General features: G+C 37.0%; 20 protein-coding genes. 10 read left to right on the plus strand and 10 right to left on the minus strand.

What is annotated here, in order from left to right; translation table 11 throughout:
- The first annotated feature begins 21 nt into the window (after nucleotides 1-21).
- Nucleotides 22-1107 (plus strand): tRNA (uridine(54)-C5)-methyltransferase TrmA, encoded by a 1086-nt coding sequence (trmA, locus tag AWW73_RS02075; protein WP_062848602.1) that lies wholly within the window; start codon nucleotides 22-24, stop codon nucleotides 1105-1107.
- A gap of 248 nt (nucleotides 1108-1355) precedes the next feature.
- The gene (locus AWW73_RS02080; RefSeq protein ID WP_016145066.1) at nucleotides 1356-1589 is read left to right on the plus strand and encodes a hypothetical protein; all 234 of its coding nucleotides are present in this window, start codon (nucleotides 1356-1358) and stop codon (nucleotides 1587-1589) included.
- Nucleotides 1590-1629: 40 nt separating this feature from the next.
- On the opposite strand, the gene AWW73_RS02085 is transcribed toward AWW73_RS02080, so the two are convergent.
- On the minus strand, nucleotides 1630-2373 hold the full coding sequence (locus AWW73_RS02085; RefSeq protein WP_062848603.1) for a phosphodiester glycosidase family protein: 744 nt from the start codon (nucleotides 2371-2373) through the stop codon (nucleotides 1630-1632).
- A 190-nt stretch (nucleotides 2374-2563) separates the two neighbouring features.
- Here AWW73_RS02085 and AWW73_RS02090 point away from each other — a divergent pair, with 190 nt between their 5' ends.
- Nucleotides 2564-3154, plus strand: coding sequence for a lecithin retinol acyltransferase family protein (locus AWW73_RS02090; RefSeq protein WP_062848604.1), 591 nt, complete (start codon nucleotides 2564-2566; stop codon nucleotides 3152-3154).
- 46 nt (nucleotides 3155-3200) lie between these two features.
- On the opposite strand, the gene AWW73_RS02095 is transcribed toward AWW73_RS02090, so the two are convergent.
- The gene (locus AWW73_RS02095; protein ID WP_002121395.1) at nucleotides 3201-3791 is read right to left on the minus strand and encodes a YceI family protein; all 591 of its coding nucleotides are present in this window, start codon (nucleotides 3789-3791) and stop codon (nucleotides 3201-3203) included.
- A gap of 215 nt (nucleotides 3792-4006) precedes the next feature.
- On the opposite strand from AWW73_RS02095, the gene AWW73_RS02100 reads away from it, so the two are divergent.
- On the plus strand, nucleotides 4007-4414 hold the full coding sequence (locus AWW73_RS02100; protein WP_062848605.1) for an OsmC family protein: 408 nt from the start codon (nucleotides 4007-4009) through the stop codon (nucleotides 4412-4414).
- Nucleotides 4415-4469: 55 nt separating this feature from the next.
- Here the strand turns inward: AWW73_RS02100 and tkt are convergent, their stop codons facing one another.
- The gene (gene tkt, locus AWW73_RS02105; protein ID WP_062848606.1) at nucleotides 4470-6458 is read right to left on the minus strand and encodes a transketolase; all 1989 of its coding nucleotides are present in this window, start codon (nucleotides 6456-6458) and stop codon (nucleotides 4470-4472) included.
- A 535-nt stretch (nucleotides 6459-6993) separates the two neighbouring features.
- On the opposite strand from tkt, the gene metK reads away from it, so the two are divergent.
- Complete coding sequence (gene metK / locus AWW73_RS02110; RefSeq protein WP_062848607.1) at nucleotides 6994-8160, plus strand: methionine adenosyltransferase; 1167 nt, start codon at nucleotides 6994-6996, stop codon at nucleotides 8158-8160.
- A gap of 127 nt (nucleotides 8161-8287) precedes the next feature.
- On the opposite strand, the gene AWW73_RS19055 is transcribed toward metK, so the two are convergent.
- Nucleotides 8288-8536, minus strand: a complete 249-nt coding sequence (locus AWW73_RS19055; protein ID WP_002121448.1) for a hypothetical protein — start codon at nucleotides 8534-8536, stop codon at nucleotides 8288-8290.
- Nucleotides 8537-8795: 259 nt separating this feature from the next.
- Between AWW73_RS19055 and AWW73_RS02120 the strand changes: the two genes are divergently transcribed.
- Complete coding sequence (locus AWW73_RS02120) at nucleotides 8796-8987, plus strand: hypothetical protein (RefSeq protein ID WP_016145060.1); 192 nt, start codon at nucleotides 8796-8798, stop codon at nucleotides 8985-8987.
- A 66-nt stretch (nucleotides 8988-9053) separates the two neighbouring features.
- On the opposite strand, the gene AWW73_RS02125 is transcribed toward AWW73_RS02120, so the two are convergent.
- A complete protein-coding gene (locus tag AWW73_RS02125; protein ID WP_057106445.1) occupies nucleotides 9054-9620 on the minus strand; it encodes an FxsA family protein in 567 nt (188 codons plus the stop codon).
- Between the two features lie 395 nt (nucleotides 9621-10015).
- Between AWW73_RS02125 and blaOXA the strand changes: the two genes are divergently transcribed.
- Complete coding sequence (blaOXA, locus tag AWW73_RS02130) at nucleotides 10016-10837, plus strand: OXA-213 family carbapenem-hydrolyzing class D beta-lactamase (protein WP_062848608.1); 822 nt, start codon at nucleotides 10016-10018, stop codon at nucleotides 10835-10837.
- A gap of 81 nt (nucleotides 10838-10918) precedes the next feature.
- Here blaOXA and AWW73_RS02135 read toward each other — a convergent pair whose 3' ends face one another.
- Nucleotides 10919-11464 (minus strand): GNAT family N-acetyltransferase, encoded by a 546-nt coding sequence (locus tag AWW73_RS02135; protein WP_031948141.1) that lies wholly within the window; start codon nucleotides 11462-11464, stop codon nucleotides 10919-10921.
- Nucleotides 11461-12054 carry a helix-turn-helix domain-containing protein gene (locus AWW73_RS02140; protein ID WP_062848609.1) on the minus strand — a complete coding sequence of 198 codons (594 nt, stop codon included), beginning with the start codon at nucleotides 12052-12054 and terminating at the stop codon, nucleotides 11461-11463. The genes AWW73_RS02135 and AWW73_RS02140 overlap by 4 nt, the downstream gene beginning before the upstream one ends.
- Before the next feature lie 197 nt (nucleotides 12055-12251).
- On the opposite strand from AWW73_RS02140, the gene ruvC reads away from it, so the two are divergent.
- Nucleotides 12252-12797 carry a crossover junction endodeoxyribonuclease RuvC gene (ruvC, locus tag AWW73_RS02145; protein ID WP_002121356.1) on the plus strand — a complete coding sequence of 182 codons (546 nt, stop codon included), beginning with the start codon at nucleotides 12252-12254 and terminating at the stop codon, nucleotides 12795-12797.
- Between the two features lie 4 nt (nucleotides 12798-12801).
- On the opposite strand, the gene AWW73_RS02150 is transcribed toward ruvC, so the two are convergent.
- Nucleotides 12802-14262 carry an NAD(P)H-hydrate dehydratase gene (locus AWW73_RS02150; RefSeq protein ID WP_062848610.1) on the minus strand — a complete coding sequence of 487 codons (1461 nt, stop codon included), beginning with the start codon at nucleotides 14260-14262 and terminating at the stop codon, nucleotides 12802-12804.
- Nucleotides 14263-14288: 26 nt separating this feature from the next.
- Here AWW73_RS02150 and queG point away from each other — a divergent pair, with 26 nt between their 5' ends.
- Nucleotides 14289-15389 (plus strand): tRNA epoxyqueuosine(34) reductase QueG, encoded by a 1101-nt coding sequence (gene queG / locus AWW73_RS02155; RefSeq protein ID WP_062848611.1) that lies wholly within the window; start codon nucleotides 14289-14291, stop codon nucleotides 15387-15389.
- Between the two features lie 87 nt (nucleotides 15390-15476).
- Complete coding sequence (bioB, locus tag AWW73_RS02160; protein WP_062848612.1) at nucleotides 15477-16466, plus strand: biotin synthase BioB; 990 nt, start codon at nucleotides 15477-15479, stop codon at nucleotides 16464-16466.
- 48 nt (nucleotides 16467-16514) lie between these two features.
- On the opposite strand, the gene AWW73_RS02165 is transcribed toward bioB, so the two are convergent.
- Both AWW73_RS02165 and AWW73_RS02170 read right to left on the minus strand, forming a co-directional pair.
- The gene (locus tag AWW73_RS02165) at nucleotides 16515-16727 is read right to left on the minus strand and encodes a hypothetical protein (RefSeq protein ID WP_016145053.1); all 213 of its coding nucleotides are present in this window, start codon (nucleotides 16725-16727) and stop codon (nucleotides 16515-16517) included.
- Nucleotides 16728-16790: 63 nt separating this feature from the next.
- Nucleotides 16791-17141, minus strand: coding sequence for a hypothetical protein (locus tag AWW73_RS02170; protein WP_016145052.1), 351 nt, complete (start codon nucleotides 17139-17141; stop codon nucleotides 16791-16793).
- Nucleotides 17142-17434 lie beyond the last annotated feature (293 nt).

The raw sequence follows: 17434 nt of genomic DNA on the forward strand, positions 1-17434 counted from the left end.
CTGTCTAAATTTTCTTTGTCTATGACCTCTTCTTATCGTCAACAACTTCAAGCTAAAATTGACCGCATTACTACTCAATTTTCTGAATTTACACCACCTATATTAGAAGTGTTTGAATCACCTGAACAACATTTCCGTATGCGTGCTGAATTTCGTATCTGGCATACAGAAAATGATATGTTCTATGCCATGTTTGAGCGTAATGATGACGACAAGCAAAAAACTGTTGTACGCATTGATGAGTTTCCAATTGCAGATCAAAGCATCAATGATTTAATGCCAAAACTTTTGGAAGAACTTAAGGCTGAGCCTAAGCTTTCTAATCGTTTATTTGAAGCTGATTTTCTCGCAACACTTAGCGGAGAAATGTTGGTTACCCTAATTTATCACCGTAAACTGGATCAAGAATGGGAACAAGCCGCTAAAGTGCTTGCCGATAAATTAGATATTAAAATTATGGGCCGTAGTCGTGGCCAGAAAATTGTTATTGGCGATGATTTCGTCGTTGAAGAATTCGAACTTTTAAATCGTTCATTTAAATATAAACAAATCGAAAGCAGCTTTACTCAGCCTAATGCACAAGTTTGCAAAAAAATGCTGCAATGGGCATGTGACGCAGCTGAAGGATCAAAAAAACACTTATTAGAACTTTATTGTGGTAATGGTAATTTTACACTTCCACTCTCTTTAAAGTTCGAACGAGTGCTTGCTACTGAGCTTGCAAAATCATCTGTTTATGCAGCTCAATGGAATATTGAACAGAACCAGATTGATAATATTCAGGTAGCCCGTCTCTCGGCTGAAGAGTTTACTCAGGCTTATCAAGGTGAACGAGAATTCCGTCGTCTACAAGAAGCAAATATTGATATTCAAAGTTATGACTTTGACACGGTATTTGTAGATCCACCGCGTGCAGGAATTGATGATGAAACTTTGAAATTATTACAGGGTTTTGAACGTATTATCTACATTTCATGTAACCCTGACACGTTATATGAAAATTTAAAAACTCTCAGTCAAACTCATCGAGTGACTAAATTTGCCTTATTTGATCAGTTCCCTTATACGCATCATGTAGAGTCTGGTGTTTTACTTGAGAAGATTTAAACAAAATCTTTCATTGTAAAATTTGAAATAAGGAGGTTAGCTACCTCCTTATTTTTTAAGGTTTTCTTATTTAACTATTTAAATTTTCAAAAAATATCAAGTCATCTGTTCGTCATAATTTCGTTTAACTCAAGCATTCCCATCGAAAATTCTCGAGTTCAACTGGTGCTTTTATCACTTATAGAGTCTTGTATTTTATTTTAAATTGGCTATATTTCGAGCTATGTTAGGTTGTATATGAAGGCTCTATGAGTTTTTGGCAAAAGCTGTTCTTAGCAGATCAACAGCATAACGAGCATAAAAACCAAACTGCTTGTGTTGAAAATGACTGCTCATGTAAAACTAATGAACAACTTCTAAGTGCGCTAGCACAAGCAACAGATGAAGATGTCATTAAGGGAATTAAAAGAGTTCTTATTTCCCGTGGTTATAGCCGAAAAGAGTTAAATGAAGTCGTCACTCAAAAACCATCTATTCATTAATTAAAAAGCCAGTCTTGTACTGGCTTTTTTATATTTTACTTTAATTCACACAACCCGACTGATCTATCCAGCCCACCATTGGCCCCATTTGAAATTGCTGGTCATTCCGGTTGTTCTTTTGCATATATAAACTAGATATAGAACCATCCAGATATAAAGCCTGCTCTACTTTAAGATTTCTTTGAAAAAAATGGGCAAAATTATAGAAATTCACCCTATTTTTCGATATTACAAAATAGAGTCTATTATTTCGAATACCAACACCATTACGAATTTTCTTTGATTGAGAGTCAGGTATAAAAATAGAATTTATTTTCCCATCAATAACTAACATGGGACCAGATTGAGTTGCATAATCAACTTTCAAATTTTTTCGGTTATATTGTTGTGTGGTTAACACAAAGGCCTGTTTTTTGCTCCAAGCCAATATACCATTCGGCTGTAAAAAGAAATTTCCTCCTTCTTTATTTTCATTTAAAGACTGAATCACTTTGGCTCGTTCAACATACAAACCTACTGGAGAAAATCCTGGATGAAACATCCCTGCATTCATTGCAAAACTAAGCTGTTCGCACTGTTTTAATTGTTGCTGAACATTGTTAAAGCTTTTGTAATATCGCTGATTATGAGGATTTTTTAAAAATAGGCGTAATGCTTTAAAATCGCTGATTGCAACCACATCAAATTGATCACCTTCTACCGTTTTAACTTGCTGGTGTTCTATAGCATATGCGGATTGAAACAAAAGCCCATATAAAGCTAAACACCCGATGACCCATTTCATTTAACAATACCTGACATGACATTTTTCCTTCATATTAAGTAACTAAATTATATACAAGCAATATGAATAGATTGGATATGCATCAAACTCATTCATTCGACCGAATCAATACACTCCAAATTGCTGATATTGGTTATAATGTTTAACAGCTCAATAAAAGCCATTTACACTTTATTGGATCAGCGTAAGCATGCAACAACCGAATAAGAGCTACCCTTTAGGGGCTCACCTCATCGTAAAGCATCTCGGCTATAGCCATCATGGTATATATGCAGGGAGAGGTCGAGTTATCCATTATTCTGGCTTAGCTCATTTCATCAAAAAACACCCAATTGAAATCACCTCAATAGACGCATTCTCGCATGGCAAAAAAATACACGTCCGCTCTTATGACAAACCGCGTTATAAAGGGAAGATTGTCGTTCGCCGAATGCGTTCACGTATGCATGAAAATCACTATCATCTAATTATTAATAACTGTGAACATCTATGTAGCTGGGCAATTACTGGCATTGAAAGTAGCACTCAAGTTGAACGTATGATGCATCGTTTAACGACTATTGGCTATGTAAGCTCAATCATGAGCTATATGAATGGCATGATGCTGACTGTTGCAACCACGTGTTTTGCTCTGGTGCTTTATATTAAAAAGAAGCTGCGCGATCAGGCAAAAAGAAAAATGCCTACTTACCAGTTCTTGAGAGAAAAATCTCTGAAAAGAAATATCGATCCTTCAGCACCCTTAGTATTTATAGACCCAGATAAAAAAGAGCCCGTCTAAATAAAAAAAGCCCTCATATCTGAGAGCTTTTTTAGAAACTTATAACTTATTTTTTAGCTGCATTAGCGGCAGTTGCTTCTGTCGTAATGTTTACAGTGATCTTATCACCCACGTTCGGCACATAACTTCCTAAACCAAAGTCAGAACGCTTGAATGAAGTTGTAGCATTAAAACCAATTGCTGGAACTTTAGCCATTGGGTGCTCGCCTTGCTTGTTTAAAACAGCGTCAAGTACAACTGGCTTAGTTACGCCTTTAACAGTTAAGTCACCAGTAATTTTAAAGTGCTTTTTGTCTTTGGTTTCAACTTTAGTACTTTTAAATGTAATATTTGGATATTTAGCAGCATTAAACCAAGCTTCTTCTTGGAACTCTTTATCTAAAGCAGGTACGTTTGTGTTTACGCTACTTAAAGGAATAGTTACATTTACAGATGAGTTTGCTGGTTTAGCATTATCAACTTTAATTACACCTTGGATATCCGAGAAGTTAGCGCTTGGAGTAGAAAAACCAAAGTGATTCCATGAGAAAACAGTAGCTGTATGTGTTGGGTCAATTTTATAGTCTACTGGTGCAGCTAAAGTAACTGAACTAGCCAATGCTACTGCTAAACCGAAGCTTAATGTTTTAAGATGCATTTTTCGTATCCTTTATTGATATAGTCGTTAGTGTATACATCAAGTAATTTAATTCACCATTCTTTATAAAACGATATGTTTCATCCATGCAACAATAAAAGCGTTACAGTTATTATTTAAAACTAATATTATAAAGTAGCGGTACTGTCATACCGTGTCCGAATTCTAGACTTTCGTTTTTACTTCAAATTTATTGATTAATAATAAGGTAAAACATGGCTAATACTGCTCAAGCACAAAGTACTTCTACCCCATATCGAGTAACTCTCACCGATCCTGCAGGTCATCAATGGTTTGCAGATGAACCAAATGATAAAGGTGGACAAGATACAGCTCCGAACCCGGTTCAGATTTTATTATCTGCTTTAGGTGCTTGTACCACCATTACTTTAGAGATGTATGCGAATCTTAAAGGTATCAAAATTGATCATGTTCAGGTGGATTTAGCATTAAACCCAAATGGTGAACCTGAGAAAAGCCAAAATAATATTGAACGAAAAATCACACTCAAAGGTGAATTTACTGAAGACCAGCATAAGCGATTACTAAAAGTTGCAGAAAATTGCCCTATTCATAAGTTATTAACCTCTCAGATTAATATCCAAACAGAACTCACTATTTAACTTCTCAAATAAAAAAGCGCTCTAAATAGAGCGCTTTTTTACACTACTTTAATATTTAAGCAGTTAACTCTTTTACCGCAGCAACTACAGCTTCAGTTGTAATACCGAAGAATTGGAACAAGTCTTTTGCTGGTGCTGACTCACCATAAGTTGTCATACCAATTACTTTGCCATCAAGACCAACGAACTTCCACCAATAGTCAACATGAGCCGCTTCAACAGCAACACGCGCACGGATATGAGCTGGTAATACTGCTTCACGGTATGCAGCATCTTGCTTCATAAACTCTTCTGCACATGGCATAGAAACTACACGCACACCTTCAAGTTGTGCATAAGCTTCCATTGCTAAAGAAATTTCAGAACCAGTTGCAATAATAATTACTTTTAATTCGCCTTTTTCTTGAGCAAGTACATAACCACCTTTCGCAGCGTTTTGAATTTGCTCTTCAGAACGTGTTTGGAATGGTAAGTTTTGACGAGAGAAAATAAGTGCTGTAGGACCGTCTTTGCGTTCTAAAGCAGATTTCCAAGCAATTGCAGTTTCTACAGTATCTGCAGGACGCCATGTATTTAAGTTAGGTGTACCACGTAATGAAGCAATTTGTTCAATCGGTTGGTGAGTTGGACCATCTTCACCTAGACCAATTGAGTCATGTGTATAAACATGAATTACACGTTGTTTCATTAATGCAGACATACGTACTGCATTACGTGCATATTCCATAAACATTAAGAATGTTGCAACGTAAGGAACGAAACCACCATGTAATGCAATGCCATTAGCGATTGCAGTCATACCAAATTCACGTACGCCATAGTATACATAGTTACCCGCTGGGTTTTCTTGAATACCTTGGCAACCTTTCCAAAGTGTTAAGTTAGAACCCGCTAAGTCAGCAGAACCACCTAACAGTTCAGGTAATAAAGGACCAAACGCTTGTAATGTATTTTGGCTTGCTTTACGTGTTGCGATTGTCTCGCCTTTCGCATTTGTTTCACGAATGAAAGCATCTGCTTGCGCTGCAAATTCTGCGGGTAGGTCACCACTGATACGACGAAGTAACTCAGCCGCTTCAGTTGGGTATTTTGCTTGATATTGTGCAAATACCGCATTCCAAGCTGCTTCAGATTCACTACCTTTTGCTTTTGCATCCCATGCAGCATATACATCAGCAGGAATAACAAATGCTTCTTCGTTCCAACCTAACGCTTCACGAGTTAAAGTAATCTCATCTTTACCTAATGGCGCACCATGACAGTCTTCTTTACCTTGTTTATTTGGTGAACCTAAACCAATAATCGTTTTACACATAATGATTGTTGGTTTTTGAGTTTCAGCTTTTGCTTCGATTGTCGCTTGACGAATCGCATCAGCGTCATGACCATCTACACGAAGAACTTGCCAACCATAAGCTTTGAAACGCTCTTCTGTATCGTCGCTGAACCAGCCTTCTACTTCACCATCAATTGAAATGCCATTATCATCATAATAAGCAATCAATTTACCAAGTTGTAATGTGCCAGCTAAAGAACATACTTCGTGAGAAATACCTTCCATTAAACAGCCATCACCTAAGAAACAGTAAGTGAAATGGTCAACAACTTTTAAATCATCTTTATTAAATTGAGCAGCCAATGTTTTTTCTGCTAAAGCAAAACCAACAGCATTAGCAATACCTTGACCTAAAGGACCAGTTGTCGTCTCTACACCCGGTGCATAGCCATATTCAGGGTGACCAGGAGTTCTAGAATGCAATTGACGGAACTGTTTTAAATCTTCAATTGAAAGATCATAACCTGTTAAATGAAGCAAAGCGTATTGCAACATTGAGCCATGGCCATTTGATAAAACGAAACGGTCACGGTTAGCCCATTGTGGATTTGTTGGGTTGTGATTTAAAAACTCACGCCAGACGACATCAGCAATATCTGCCATCCCCATTGGAGCACCTGGATGCCCTGAGTTTGCCTGTTGCACAGCATCCATTGCCAATACACGAATTGCATTTGCAATACGACGTTCGTTTAAAGGGGTCGTCATAGATCAGAATCCAATTTTAATAGATTGATGAAAAGAAGAAGATGAATAACCATTCAATGCCGCTATATTGTCTTAAAAAAAAGGCTTAGGGTAAACCCCAACAAGGTATATTTCTTTATTTTTAACCGTTTCTTGGTTACACAAAAAACATTTGAATCTTTAAGTTATACAAAACAGTGTTCATTTTTCTGCACAACGACTAAATGTAAGAGTATTTATCTTGTTAGCTTTTGATAGTGGATAAAATATTTAGCCAATCTTGTATGCGTTGATCATGTTTCTTTACTTTAAAATTCAAATTCTGATATTTAAGATTTTTATTAAGTTATATGTTTAAAAAACACACTAGCAACAAGTTGTTAAAATATAAATACTTTAAATTAAAGCTTTATATATCAATTTTACTAATACACTTATCAATTAAAACACACTATAAATGAAATAAATTCATGCTTTTTAGTCAGTATGAACTGGTCCTCAAGCTCAAGTCGATGTAACATATTATGTCTTTTGAAATAACCAAGATAGGACTTTCATGCGCGAGTACGCTGTTTTTACCTCGGAATCTGTAAGCGAAGGTCATCCCGATAAAATGGCCGACCAAATTAGCGACGCTATTTTGGATGCAATCTTAAAAGAAGACCCATACGCACGTGTTGCTTGTGAAACACTGGTAAAAACAGGCGCTGTTGTACTTGCAGGTGAAGTCACAACGACTGCTAATATTGATGTTGAAGCTGTTGTTCGTAATACTGTTAACGGTATTGGTTACCACCACTCTGATCTTGGCTTTGATGGATCAACGTGTGCTGTAATCAATATGATTGGTAAACAATCACCTGAAATTGCTCAAGGTGTAGACCGTCAAAAACCAGAAGATCAAGGTGCTGGTGACCAAGGTCTAATGTTCGGTTATGCAAGCCGTGAAACAGACGTGCTTATGCCTGCGCCGATTTCTTATGCTCACCGCTTAATGGAGCGTCAAGCTGAACTACGTCGTTCTGGTGCCCTTCCATGGTTACGCCCAGATGCAAAAAGCCAAGTTACTTTTGCCTATGAAAATGGCAAGCCTGTACGTCTAGATGCTGTTGTTTTATCTACTCAGCACGATCCTGAAATTTCTCAAAGCCAGCTTAAAGAAGCAGTTATTGAAGAAATTATCAAACCGATCATCCCTGCTGAAATGTTCCATGCAGCTACTAAGTTTCACATTAACCCAACAGGTATGTTCGTTATTGGCGGTCCTGTAGGTGACTGTGGTTTAACAGGTCGTAAAATTATTGTTGATACATACGGCGGTATGGCTCGTCACGGCGGTGGTGCTTTCTCTGGTAAAGATCCATCTAAAGTTGACCGTTCGGCTGCGTATGCTGGTCGCTATGTTGCAAAAAATATTGTAGCTGCGGGTCTTGCTGACAAATGTGAAATTCAAGTGAGTTACGCAATTGGTGTAGCAGAACCTACTTCAATTTCAATTAATACCTTTGGTACAGCAAAAGTTTCTGATGAGTTGATTATTCAACTTGTACGTGATCATTTCGATTTAAGACCGTTTGGTATTACTCGCATGTTGGATCTTCTTCAACCAATGTACAAACAAACTGCGGCTTATGGTCACTTTGGTCGCGAAGGTTCAGACACTGCATTTACATGGGAAAAAACTGATAAAGTTGATGCCCTTAAAGATGCTGCTGGACTCTAAAATAAAATTGTAAAAAAGCCCGCCATTGAGCGGGCTTTTTTATTTATAGTTCAAGTTTTATGTATGTAGGGTTTAATCTTCTAGCAATCATCCTTGACGCCATATCATTTGTAGCTGTAATCAAAGTCTATTGTCTTGTCGTTTTATCATCCTGATTTAATACATCCAGTAAAGTTGACTGCGTTGGAGTATCTTGATGATTCTGGATATAGATATGCACAACTTTAAATACGACGACAACAGCTAGACAAGCCATCACACAAAACATCCATAAGCCATACGGGCTTCGAATATGTTGTGAACCACAATATGGACATGATTTATCAGTCGATGCCACAACTTTGTCGCAACACGCACAATGGTATTGATATAGCATAGGTAACCCTCCTTCCCTCATTTCAACCGTTGTTGTTTTAATAGGTTTGCTACATTTTTTAATTTATACATCCTTTATATTTATCCTATGTGAAATGAATAGATAATTCAATCTAGATGAACAATTGAGTCAATAAAAAAATATAAATTAAAAACAAATACTTAATTTAAATATTATTTTTCTAGAACTATTTTTCTTATTTTGATATTTTGCCAAATTTGCTAAAATAAGCGAATAATCTCACATTTTAGGCAAATGCATGTCACACACAAAGCTCATTAATAAAGGTGGCTTTCGCGAACGAGCCAACCGAAGCCGAGGTTATCAACAATCTGAAAATAAGCAAACAGCCTTAGCTTCAAACAAATACCAACCTCAAACAAAACCACAAGAAAACCCAACTGAATTGGCTCAAACAGATTCTGTTGTGACTGAATCTCTTACTAAATAAGTTATATCTTCTTAAAATAAAAAAGGCCTAAACTTTAGAGGTTTAGGCCTTTAGATAAGGCATTCATTAATCCTTATTTTTATGTTCAATTTTCTTATGTTCTGGAGTGACTTCACGTGCTTCTCCATCAATAATGCTTGAATCACGGTATTGACCTTGACTTCCCCCGCCTTGTTGATTCTGCATATCCTGCATTTGGCGCATTAAATCAGCAAATGGGTTTTGTCCGCCCATATTACCGCTCATGCCACCCATCATTTTATCCATCATAGCCTGTTGGCGTTTTGCGAGAGTTCTCATCGCCATATTACGGAAAGCAGTTTGAACACCAGGGATCAAAATCAAAACCGCTAATACATCAGAAACAAGACCTGGTAACATCAATAAAAAACCTGCAAAAGCAAAAGCAAGTTTTTTAGTTACTGCCGGGTCATTACCGAGTTGGCCGGTCATCTGCATTTGCTGTAATTGAGGCATAATACCAGCAGTACTTCTGCGAATAAGCCCCAAACCAATAAAGAAAGCAAGAATGAACCAAAAGAACACATACCATCCACTGATGAACTGTGCTACACCAATCCATACGGCAATTTCAACAATCGCGCCCAGAACTACAATAAGAAGTAAATTCATGTAAAACTTTATCTATCTCAAAAAGAAAATTCATTGCAGTTTTATTTACCCCAACCCTATCGAATCAGCCAGAGTCTGCAATACTAGAGTACATTTGATTTTAACTCGATAAAAACAAACATGCTTTATTATTAATGAGTGCTATATCAGGTTTATCAAGTGTGTCTTTTATCAGATTTTAATTTTTTTACTCTATTTAAGCAGTATCGTTCTCTCACAAGCAGTTTTTAGTCAAATAAAAAGTCTTAGCTTTTTTGAATATGTATTGTTTTTAAAGAATTTAAAAAATCGATACTTAAATGTCAGCTTATCCCAATAGCTTACATTTTCTCTATCTAAAAGCATCTCCATTCAAGTTAAATTAAAGAATAATACTTTTAAGCCTAAATAGACTTATGACTAAAAAAGCTCTTTTCCTTGCTATTAGTACCATATTTTTGTCAGCATGTTCTTTCAATACAGTACAACAGCATCAAATACACGCTATTTCTACTCATAAAAATTCAGAAGAAATTAAATCACTGTTTGATCAAGCACAGACCACTGGTGTTTTGGTTATTAAGCGCGGAAAGACAGAGGAAATTTATGGCAATGATCTTAAAAGAGCATCAACCGAATATGTTCCCGCCTCTACCTTTAAAATGTTAAATGCTTTAATTGGTCTTGAACATCATAAAGCAACAACAACAGAAGTGTTTAAATGGGACGGGCAAAAGCGTTTGTTTCCTGATTGGGAAAAAGATATGACCTTAGGCGATGCAATGAAAGCTTCTGCTATTCCTGTATATCAAGAACTAGCTCGACGAATTGGCCTTGATCTTATATCCAAAGAGGTTAAGCGTATTGGTTTCGGTAATTCTGATATTGGTTCAAAAGTAGATAATTTTTGGCTTGTTGGTCCCCTCAAAATTACGCCTCAACAGGAAGCACAGTTTGCTTATGAATTAGCCCACAAAACTCTTCCCTTTAGCAAAAATGTACAAGAACAAGTTCAATCTATGGTGTTCATAGAAGAAAAAAATGGACGTAAAATTTACGCTAAAAGCGGTTGGGGATGGGATGTGGAGCCTCAAGTGGGATGGTTCACAGGCTGGGTCGTTCAACCACAAGGAGAAATTGTAGCATTCTCACTCAATTTAGAAATGAAAAAAGGAACACCTAGTTCTATTCGAAAAGAAATTGCTTATAAAGGATTAGAGCAGCTAGGTATTTTATAATTTGAACTTTATAGCCCAGCTTATATTCATCCTTATAAACTGGGTTGTTTTATTAAACTTGAAATTTGAAAACCTTATTATTTATCCGTCAACTGGCGCATGCGGTGTATTTAAATTTAACTGATAGAAAGCAGCATCTAACCATTGGCCAAATTTAAAACCGACTTGCTTAAAAGTACCGGCATGGATAAAACCCATTTTTTCATGTAAACCGATACTCGCTTGGTTAGTTGCATCGATACAACCTATCAATACATGTAGATCAGCCTCTTGAGCGCGCTTAATCAATTCTTGCATTAGAATTTTGCTTAATCCGCTGCCACGATGTTCATGATGAATATAAATACTATGTTCAACAGTATATTTATAGGCAGGAAAAGCTCTAAAGGTTCCCCAACTCGCAAAACCCAATAACTTGTTTGTCTCATCCACAATACCAATCACTGGAAAGCCATGTTCTCTTTTGACTGAAAACCATGTTTTCATTGAATCAATTGAGCGCGGCACATAATCATACAGTGCTGTAGAATTAATAATTGCCTCATTCAGAATCTCTAATATAGCCGCTGCATGTTCTGCTTCATTACAATCAATTAAGCGAAAATTAGAATTGAGGGAATAGATCATAACGATTCCTTAACGGCAGATACGAGTTGACTAGAGACGACTAAGATATAGCGAGCGATTTGAGCTGAATTATTAGTGTATATAACAGGTTGGTTGAGTTGCATTGCTAAGCAATCTCCTTTGCTTAAAGCATAACAAGCTTCACCTAATTGAATATCAATTTGCCCTTCAACTACCCAAAGTTGTTGCTGTACAACATTAGAGGTTTCATTAATTTCATAAGTAATTCGGGCATGAGCTGGAAATTCAATTTCAACAATTTGAAATGGAGACTTCCAATTTGGAGGAGAGACTTGACGGCGAATATATCCTGTTTCAGGGTCTTTCCATTCTGATTGTTGAATACGTCGAGCTATAGGTTGTGGTGACTGATTATTTTGTGAAGTGGCGAATAGCTGAGTTAAAGGAACCCCTAAACCATTTGCCAGCTTTTCAAGGACAACTGCAGTTGGACTTGCCTCACCTCTTTCAATGAGTGAAATTGCAGAACGGCTTACCTGACATCGACTAGCAAGAACATCTAGCGTATATCCACGCGCTAGACGTAGTTCACGTACTTGCTGCGCAATGCGTATATTAATATCTTCCATCTACCACAGACGTAAATTCCAAAATTATAGATGAGTATTCCATTAAAATAGAATTACATCAAATGATTTTAAACAATATAGATGGGTAAGATAAAAACCGAAAAATAACCATTCATCACGGCTTTCTTTAAATTACTCATGCATAACCGTTTTGGCTATGTAACAATACTCTCTAAATTACTTATATAAGTCTTCACATGGCATTGATTATTGGAATCGACCCGGGTTCACGCTTAACTGGTTATGGAATCATTGAAAAAGATGGTAGCAAACTGCGTTTTGTTGATGCCGGTACAATCCGAACAGAAACTCAAGAAATGCCAGAACGCTTAAAACGCATTTTTGCTGGCGTTGAGCGCATTGTAAAATTTCATGGCCCTACTGAAGCTGCGGTTGAGCAAGTCTTTATGGCTCAAAACCCAGACTCTGCCTTAAAACTGGGACAAGCTCGTGGTGCTGCCATAGCCGCATTAGTTAATTTAGATTTACAAGTCGCAGAATATACTGCCCGTCAAATTAAACAATCTGTGGTTGGTTATGGCGCTGCCGATAAAGAACAAGTTCAAATGATGGTCATGCGATTACTTAATTTGACGATTAAACCTCAATCCGACGCAGCCGATGCCCTTGCTGCTGCCATCTGCCATGCTCATGCATCGGGAAGTATGAGCAAACTGTCTGTTTTAAATGCTTTAGGTGGTATGGCACGTGGGCGAAGTCGCTCTAGCAGTCGCAGACGTTAAAAATTTATTGATTTACAACCTGAGTAATGGCTTGGTTCATCTCAAAAGCCTGCAAGCCACGCATACCATTTTTAGCTAAAAGGTCACCTGCTTGTGCATGAAGGGTTACAATCTCATGTAACGCAATATCTTTGTGGAATTGGGCTTTTAGACTTGCAATCATTCCAGCTAATACATCACCCATTCCACCAGTTCCCATACCAGCATTACCTTGCGTACAAATATACAAGTTATTCTCTAAAACTAAGCTACCCGCTCCTTTAAGTACCCACTGGCCTGCATATTTTTGTTGTAATGCATAAATTGCAGCAATGCGGTCATTTTCAATTTGCACTGTAGAAGAACCAAGTAAGGTAGCAGCTTCTCCCGGATGAGGCGTCGCATAAACATGTGCACCCAATTTTTCAGGATGCTTTGCTAGAAACCACAAAGCATCTGCATCTAAAACAGTTTCTAGGTGCGTACTCTGATTTAACAAATTAAACCATTGCTCATAGATTTGCTTAGCCCGCTCATCACGCCCTAGCCCCATTCCAAAACATACTGCGTCGATCTGAGACAAAATATCTTTAATATTGTTTCCATCTAAAGCATTAATATCACGAAGCATAATATTAGGTGCCCGTGACAAAATAGCTTGATGATGGTTGCGATGGCAAATCACCGTCACTTTACCTGCACCTGCATGAAAAGCAGCCTCAGCAGCCATAATGACAGCGCCACCCATTTGCTCATGTCCACCAACTACTAAAACATGTCCGTAACTTCCCTTATGCCCGAATGCCAAACGTTTAGGAAGTTTGATATGTGTTGGCGTCAAGTAAGCAAGAGGTTTCAGCTCTTGATCTACTGGTATTAAATTAACTAAATGAACTTGCCCCACATATTCTTTACCAAGTCCTGTGAATAATCCTGCTTTAAGCCCTAAAACGGTAAAGGTATGATCAGCTCTCACTGCACAAGGTAAGACTTGCCCTGTATTTGCTTGTAAGCCACTAGATATATCAATCGAAATTTTTAGGCCCAATTGTTCATTAAACTTTTGAATTACTTGTTGCCAATCACTATTTAATTCGCGATTTAAACCTATGCCAAATAACGCATCAATATGACAATCAAATGTTCTTTTTACATTAAAATTTGAATGAATTTCGACTTTCTGCTCTCTAGCAAATTGGGCTGCACAATGTAAATCGGTTGATTCACCCAATTGAGCTGCAAATATTTCAACCTGAAATCCAGCTTGTTTAAGGTAACTTGCTATAAAGTAACCATCACCTGCGTTATTGCCTTGCCCGCACCAAACAGCAATATTATTGATAGTCTGATCTTTAAAAAGTTCAATAAGCTGCTGAGCAATTGACCAAGCTGCTTGTTGCATTAAGCCTAATGAAGAGTTTTGTGCAGCAAACCAACGCTGCTCCCATGCTCGAATATCATCGCTATGGTAAACTACCGCCTGCATATTATTATCCTCTTGCATTTTGGTTTATGACATCTTCCGACACATCACGCATTGCAGTGCAACAACTTGATCCGCATGAATTAAAAGCATGGATCAAAGCTCAAGCATTAGACTTGGGTTTTGCTGATTGTGTCATCGCAAAACCAGATGCTCAAGAGCAAATGCCACGTTTTTTAGAGTATCTTGAACGTGGTTATCATGCAGATATGACCTATTTAGAAGAAAATCTAGAAAAACGAGCTGATCCAACACTATTAGTGCCTGGCACAAAAAGTATTATTTGTGTCCGTATGAATTATCTTGTGGAATCTCCAAAACCCCGATATGTGCCTTTCGAACCAAACTCTGCCATTATCGCCCGTTATGCACGTGGCCGTGATTACCATAAAGTCATGCGTGGTAGATTGAAAACGCTAGCAACACGAATTCGTGAAAAAGTCGGCGATTTTGAATCTCGCCCTTTTGCAGACTCGGCGCCTATTTTTGAAAAATCATTAGCTGAAAGTGCTGGAATGGGTTGGACAGGTAAACATACTTTGCTCATTCATAAAAAGTCAGGTTCTTTTTTCGTATTAGGTGAGCTATTTACATCACTCGACCTACCTTTTGATGAGCCTGCAACAGCACATTGCGGTTCTTGTAGCGCTTGTATTGATATTTGCCCGACGCAAGCAATTGTCGAGCCTTACATGCTAGATGCAAGACGTTGTATTGCTTATTTAACTATCGAATATAAAGGAATTATTGCTGAAGAACTACGTGCAGGAATTGGTAATCGAATTTTTGGTTGTGATGACTGTCAGTTAATCTGCCCATGGAATAGCTTTGCAAAAAAAGCTTCTATTACCGATTTCAACCCTAGGCATGGACTAGATCATATTAGTCTGCTTGATATCTGGCAGTGGGATGAAGCCACTTTTTTAGCCAATACAGAAGGTAGCCCTATCCGCCGGACAGGTTATCAATCATTTAAACGTAATATTGCAATCGGATTAGGAAATGCTCCTTATTCAAAAGAAATTGTAGATCAACTACAAAATGGCAAAAATTTACATGACGAAATTGTCAATGTGCATATTGATTGGGCAATTGAACAACAACTCAGCCAAGTTCAGTCATCAAATTAAAAAAATGATGTTTTTTGCCCTATAGCTTTAATACGAATTCTGTATGATTATGTGTAGTGAATTAATGCCATCATCATGGATATGACAATGACTCTACGTAATGATTGGAATCGTGAAGAAATCCAAGCTTTATATGAACAACCTTTTTTGGATTTAGTTTTCAAGGCTCAACAAGTACATCGTGAGCACTTCACTGCCAATTCAATTCAGGTCAGTACCCTTTTATCTATTAAAACGGGTAAATGTCCTGAAGATTGCAAATATTGCTCACAATCGGTACATTACGAATCAAAACTAGAAGCAGAAAAACGTATTGCTGTTGAAAAAGTGATTAGCGAAGCGAAAGCTGCAAAAGATTCAGGTTCTTCACGTTTTTGTATGGGTGCTGCTTGGCGTAACCCACATGAGCGCGATATGCCTTATGTTTTAGAAATGGTACGCGAAGTTAAAGCATTAGGTATGGAAACCTGTATGACTTTAGGTATGCTTAACCAATCTCAAGCAGAACGCCTAAAAGTTGCTGGTTTAGATTATTACAACCACAATCTAGATACATCTCGCGAGTATTATTCTCACATCATTAGTACCCGTACTTTTGATGATCGTTTAAATACACTTGATTATGTTCGTCAAGCTGGTATGAAAGTTTGTAGTGGCGGTATTGTGGGTTTAGGCGAAAGTCGTGAAGACCGAATTGGTTTATTACATGAACTCGCTACCCTACCAATTCATCCTGAATCTGTGCCAATCAATATGCTTGTTCCTATTGAAGGAACACCTTTAGCCGATGTTGAAAAGCTTGATGTTATTGAGTGGATTCGTACTATTGCTGTTGCGCGTATTATCATGCCGCATAGTTATATCCGTCTCTCTGCGGGCCGCGAATCATTAAGTGATTCAGATCAAGCATTAGCATTTATGGCAGGCGCAAACTCATTATTCTCTGGGGATAAATTACTGACCACACCAAATGCCGGTGAAGGTAAAGACCAAGCTTTATTTAATAAATTAGGTTTAACGGCTGAAAAACCAAAGCCAACAGTTGCTGATTTATCAGTAGATGCAATGAGTGCTTAACTCAAAGTAGAAAATTTAAAAGCCCTGATCATTCAGGGCTTTTTTCATTTATATAGAAGTTACTAATATTCCGTAAGTAGCATTCAGAAAGGTTCCGACTCGAATAATATCCTTTCCTGCTGCATGCATTACTGTGAATTCTTGGCTCAACACATCAAAATTAAAAGAATCAAAAACATCTTGATGATGTAAGAGCCAAGTTACTGTATCTGCTATATTATCATCCGCAATATAAGTTAAAGCTTTAAAGTCTTTACTCATAAATAACTCTTAAAAATAAATTTTATGAATTTTATATGAGTTCACTCTACCTTAAAAGAAAATCTAGGCTGCTTTAGGATTTACCAACGTACGACCTGACAATAGACTTGCCAAAGCCTGCGGTGAAAACTCTAAAGAAAGCACATGATTTTTGAGATTGACCGAATGCTTACTAATTAATGGAAGTAAACCATCTTCTGTTTCAAAGACATATTCATCTGCAATATTTAAGATCCCTTCAAGGTTTGTCGTACTCGAAGCAAGATCATGGCTAAAGATGTCATAAATCGTTTGCAGGTTAAACGTTGTTTGCTGCTCCGTCGGATGCTTGATGAGATAATCCTTTAAAAACAAAACTAATTTATGAGCAAAGAAAAAGTAGTTAGGTTTATAGCTATACTTCATAGTATTCATGGAACTGAACTCCAGATTATCTTTTATTGAATTACAACTAAAACAGTAGGAATTGAATCTTAAAAAATTCTTAAAAAATTAAATATATTTATAAGATATACACAAAACAATTTTAACATTAAAAAACAATTATTTAATCAAACATATTAGATATTAATTATCTTAAATATTTTAAAATTAAATTAATTCAATAGAATACAATTACTTAGATATTACCAATTTCTAAATTTTATTTTAAATAAAAACCAATTAATTATTTTACCAAATGATAAAAAATAATTTTTTAATTTTCC

This window comes from Acinetobacter lactucae (assembly GCF_001605885.1).
Classification (GTDB): domain Bacteria; phylum Pseudomonadota; class Gammaproteobacteria; order Pseudomonadales; family Moraxellaceae; genus Acinetobacter; species Acinetobacter lactucae.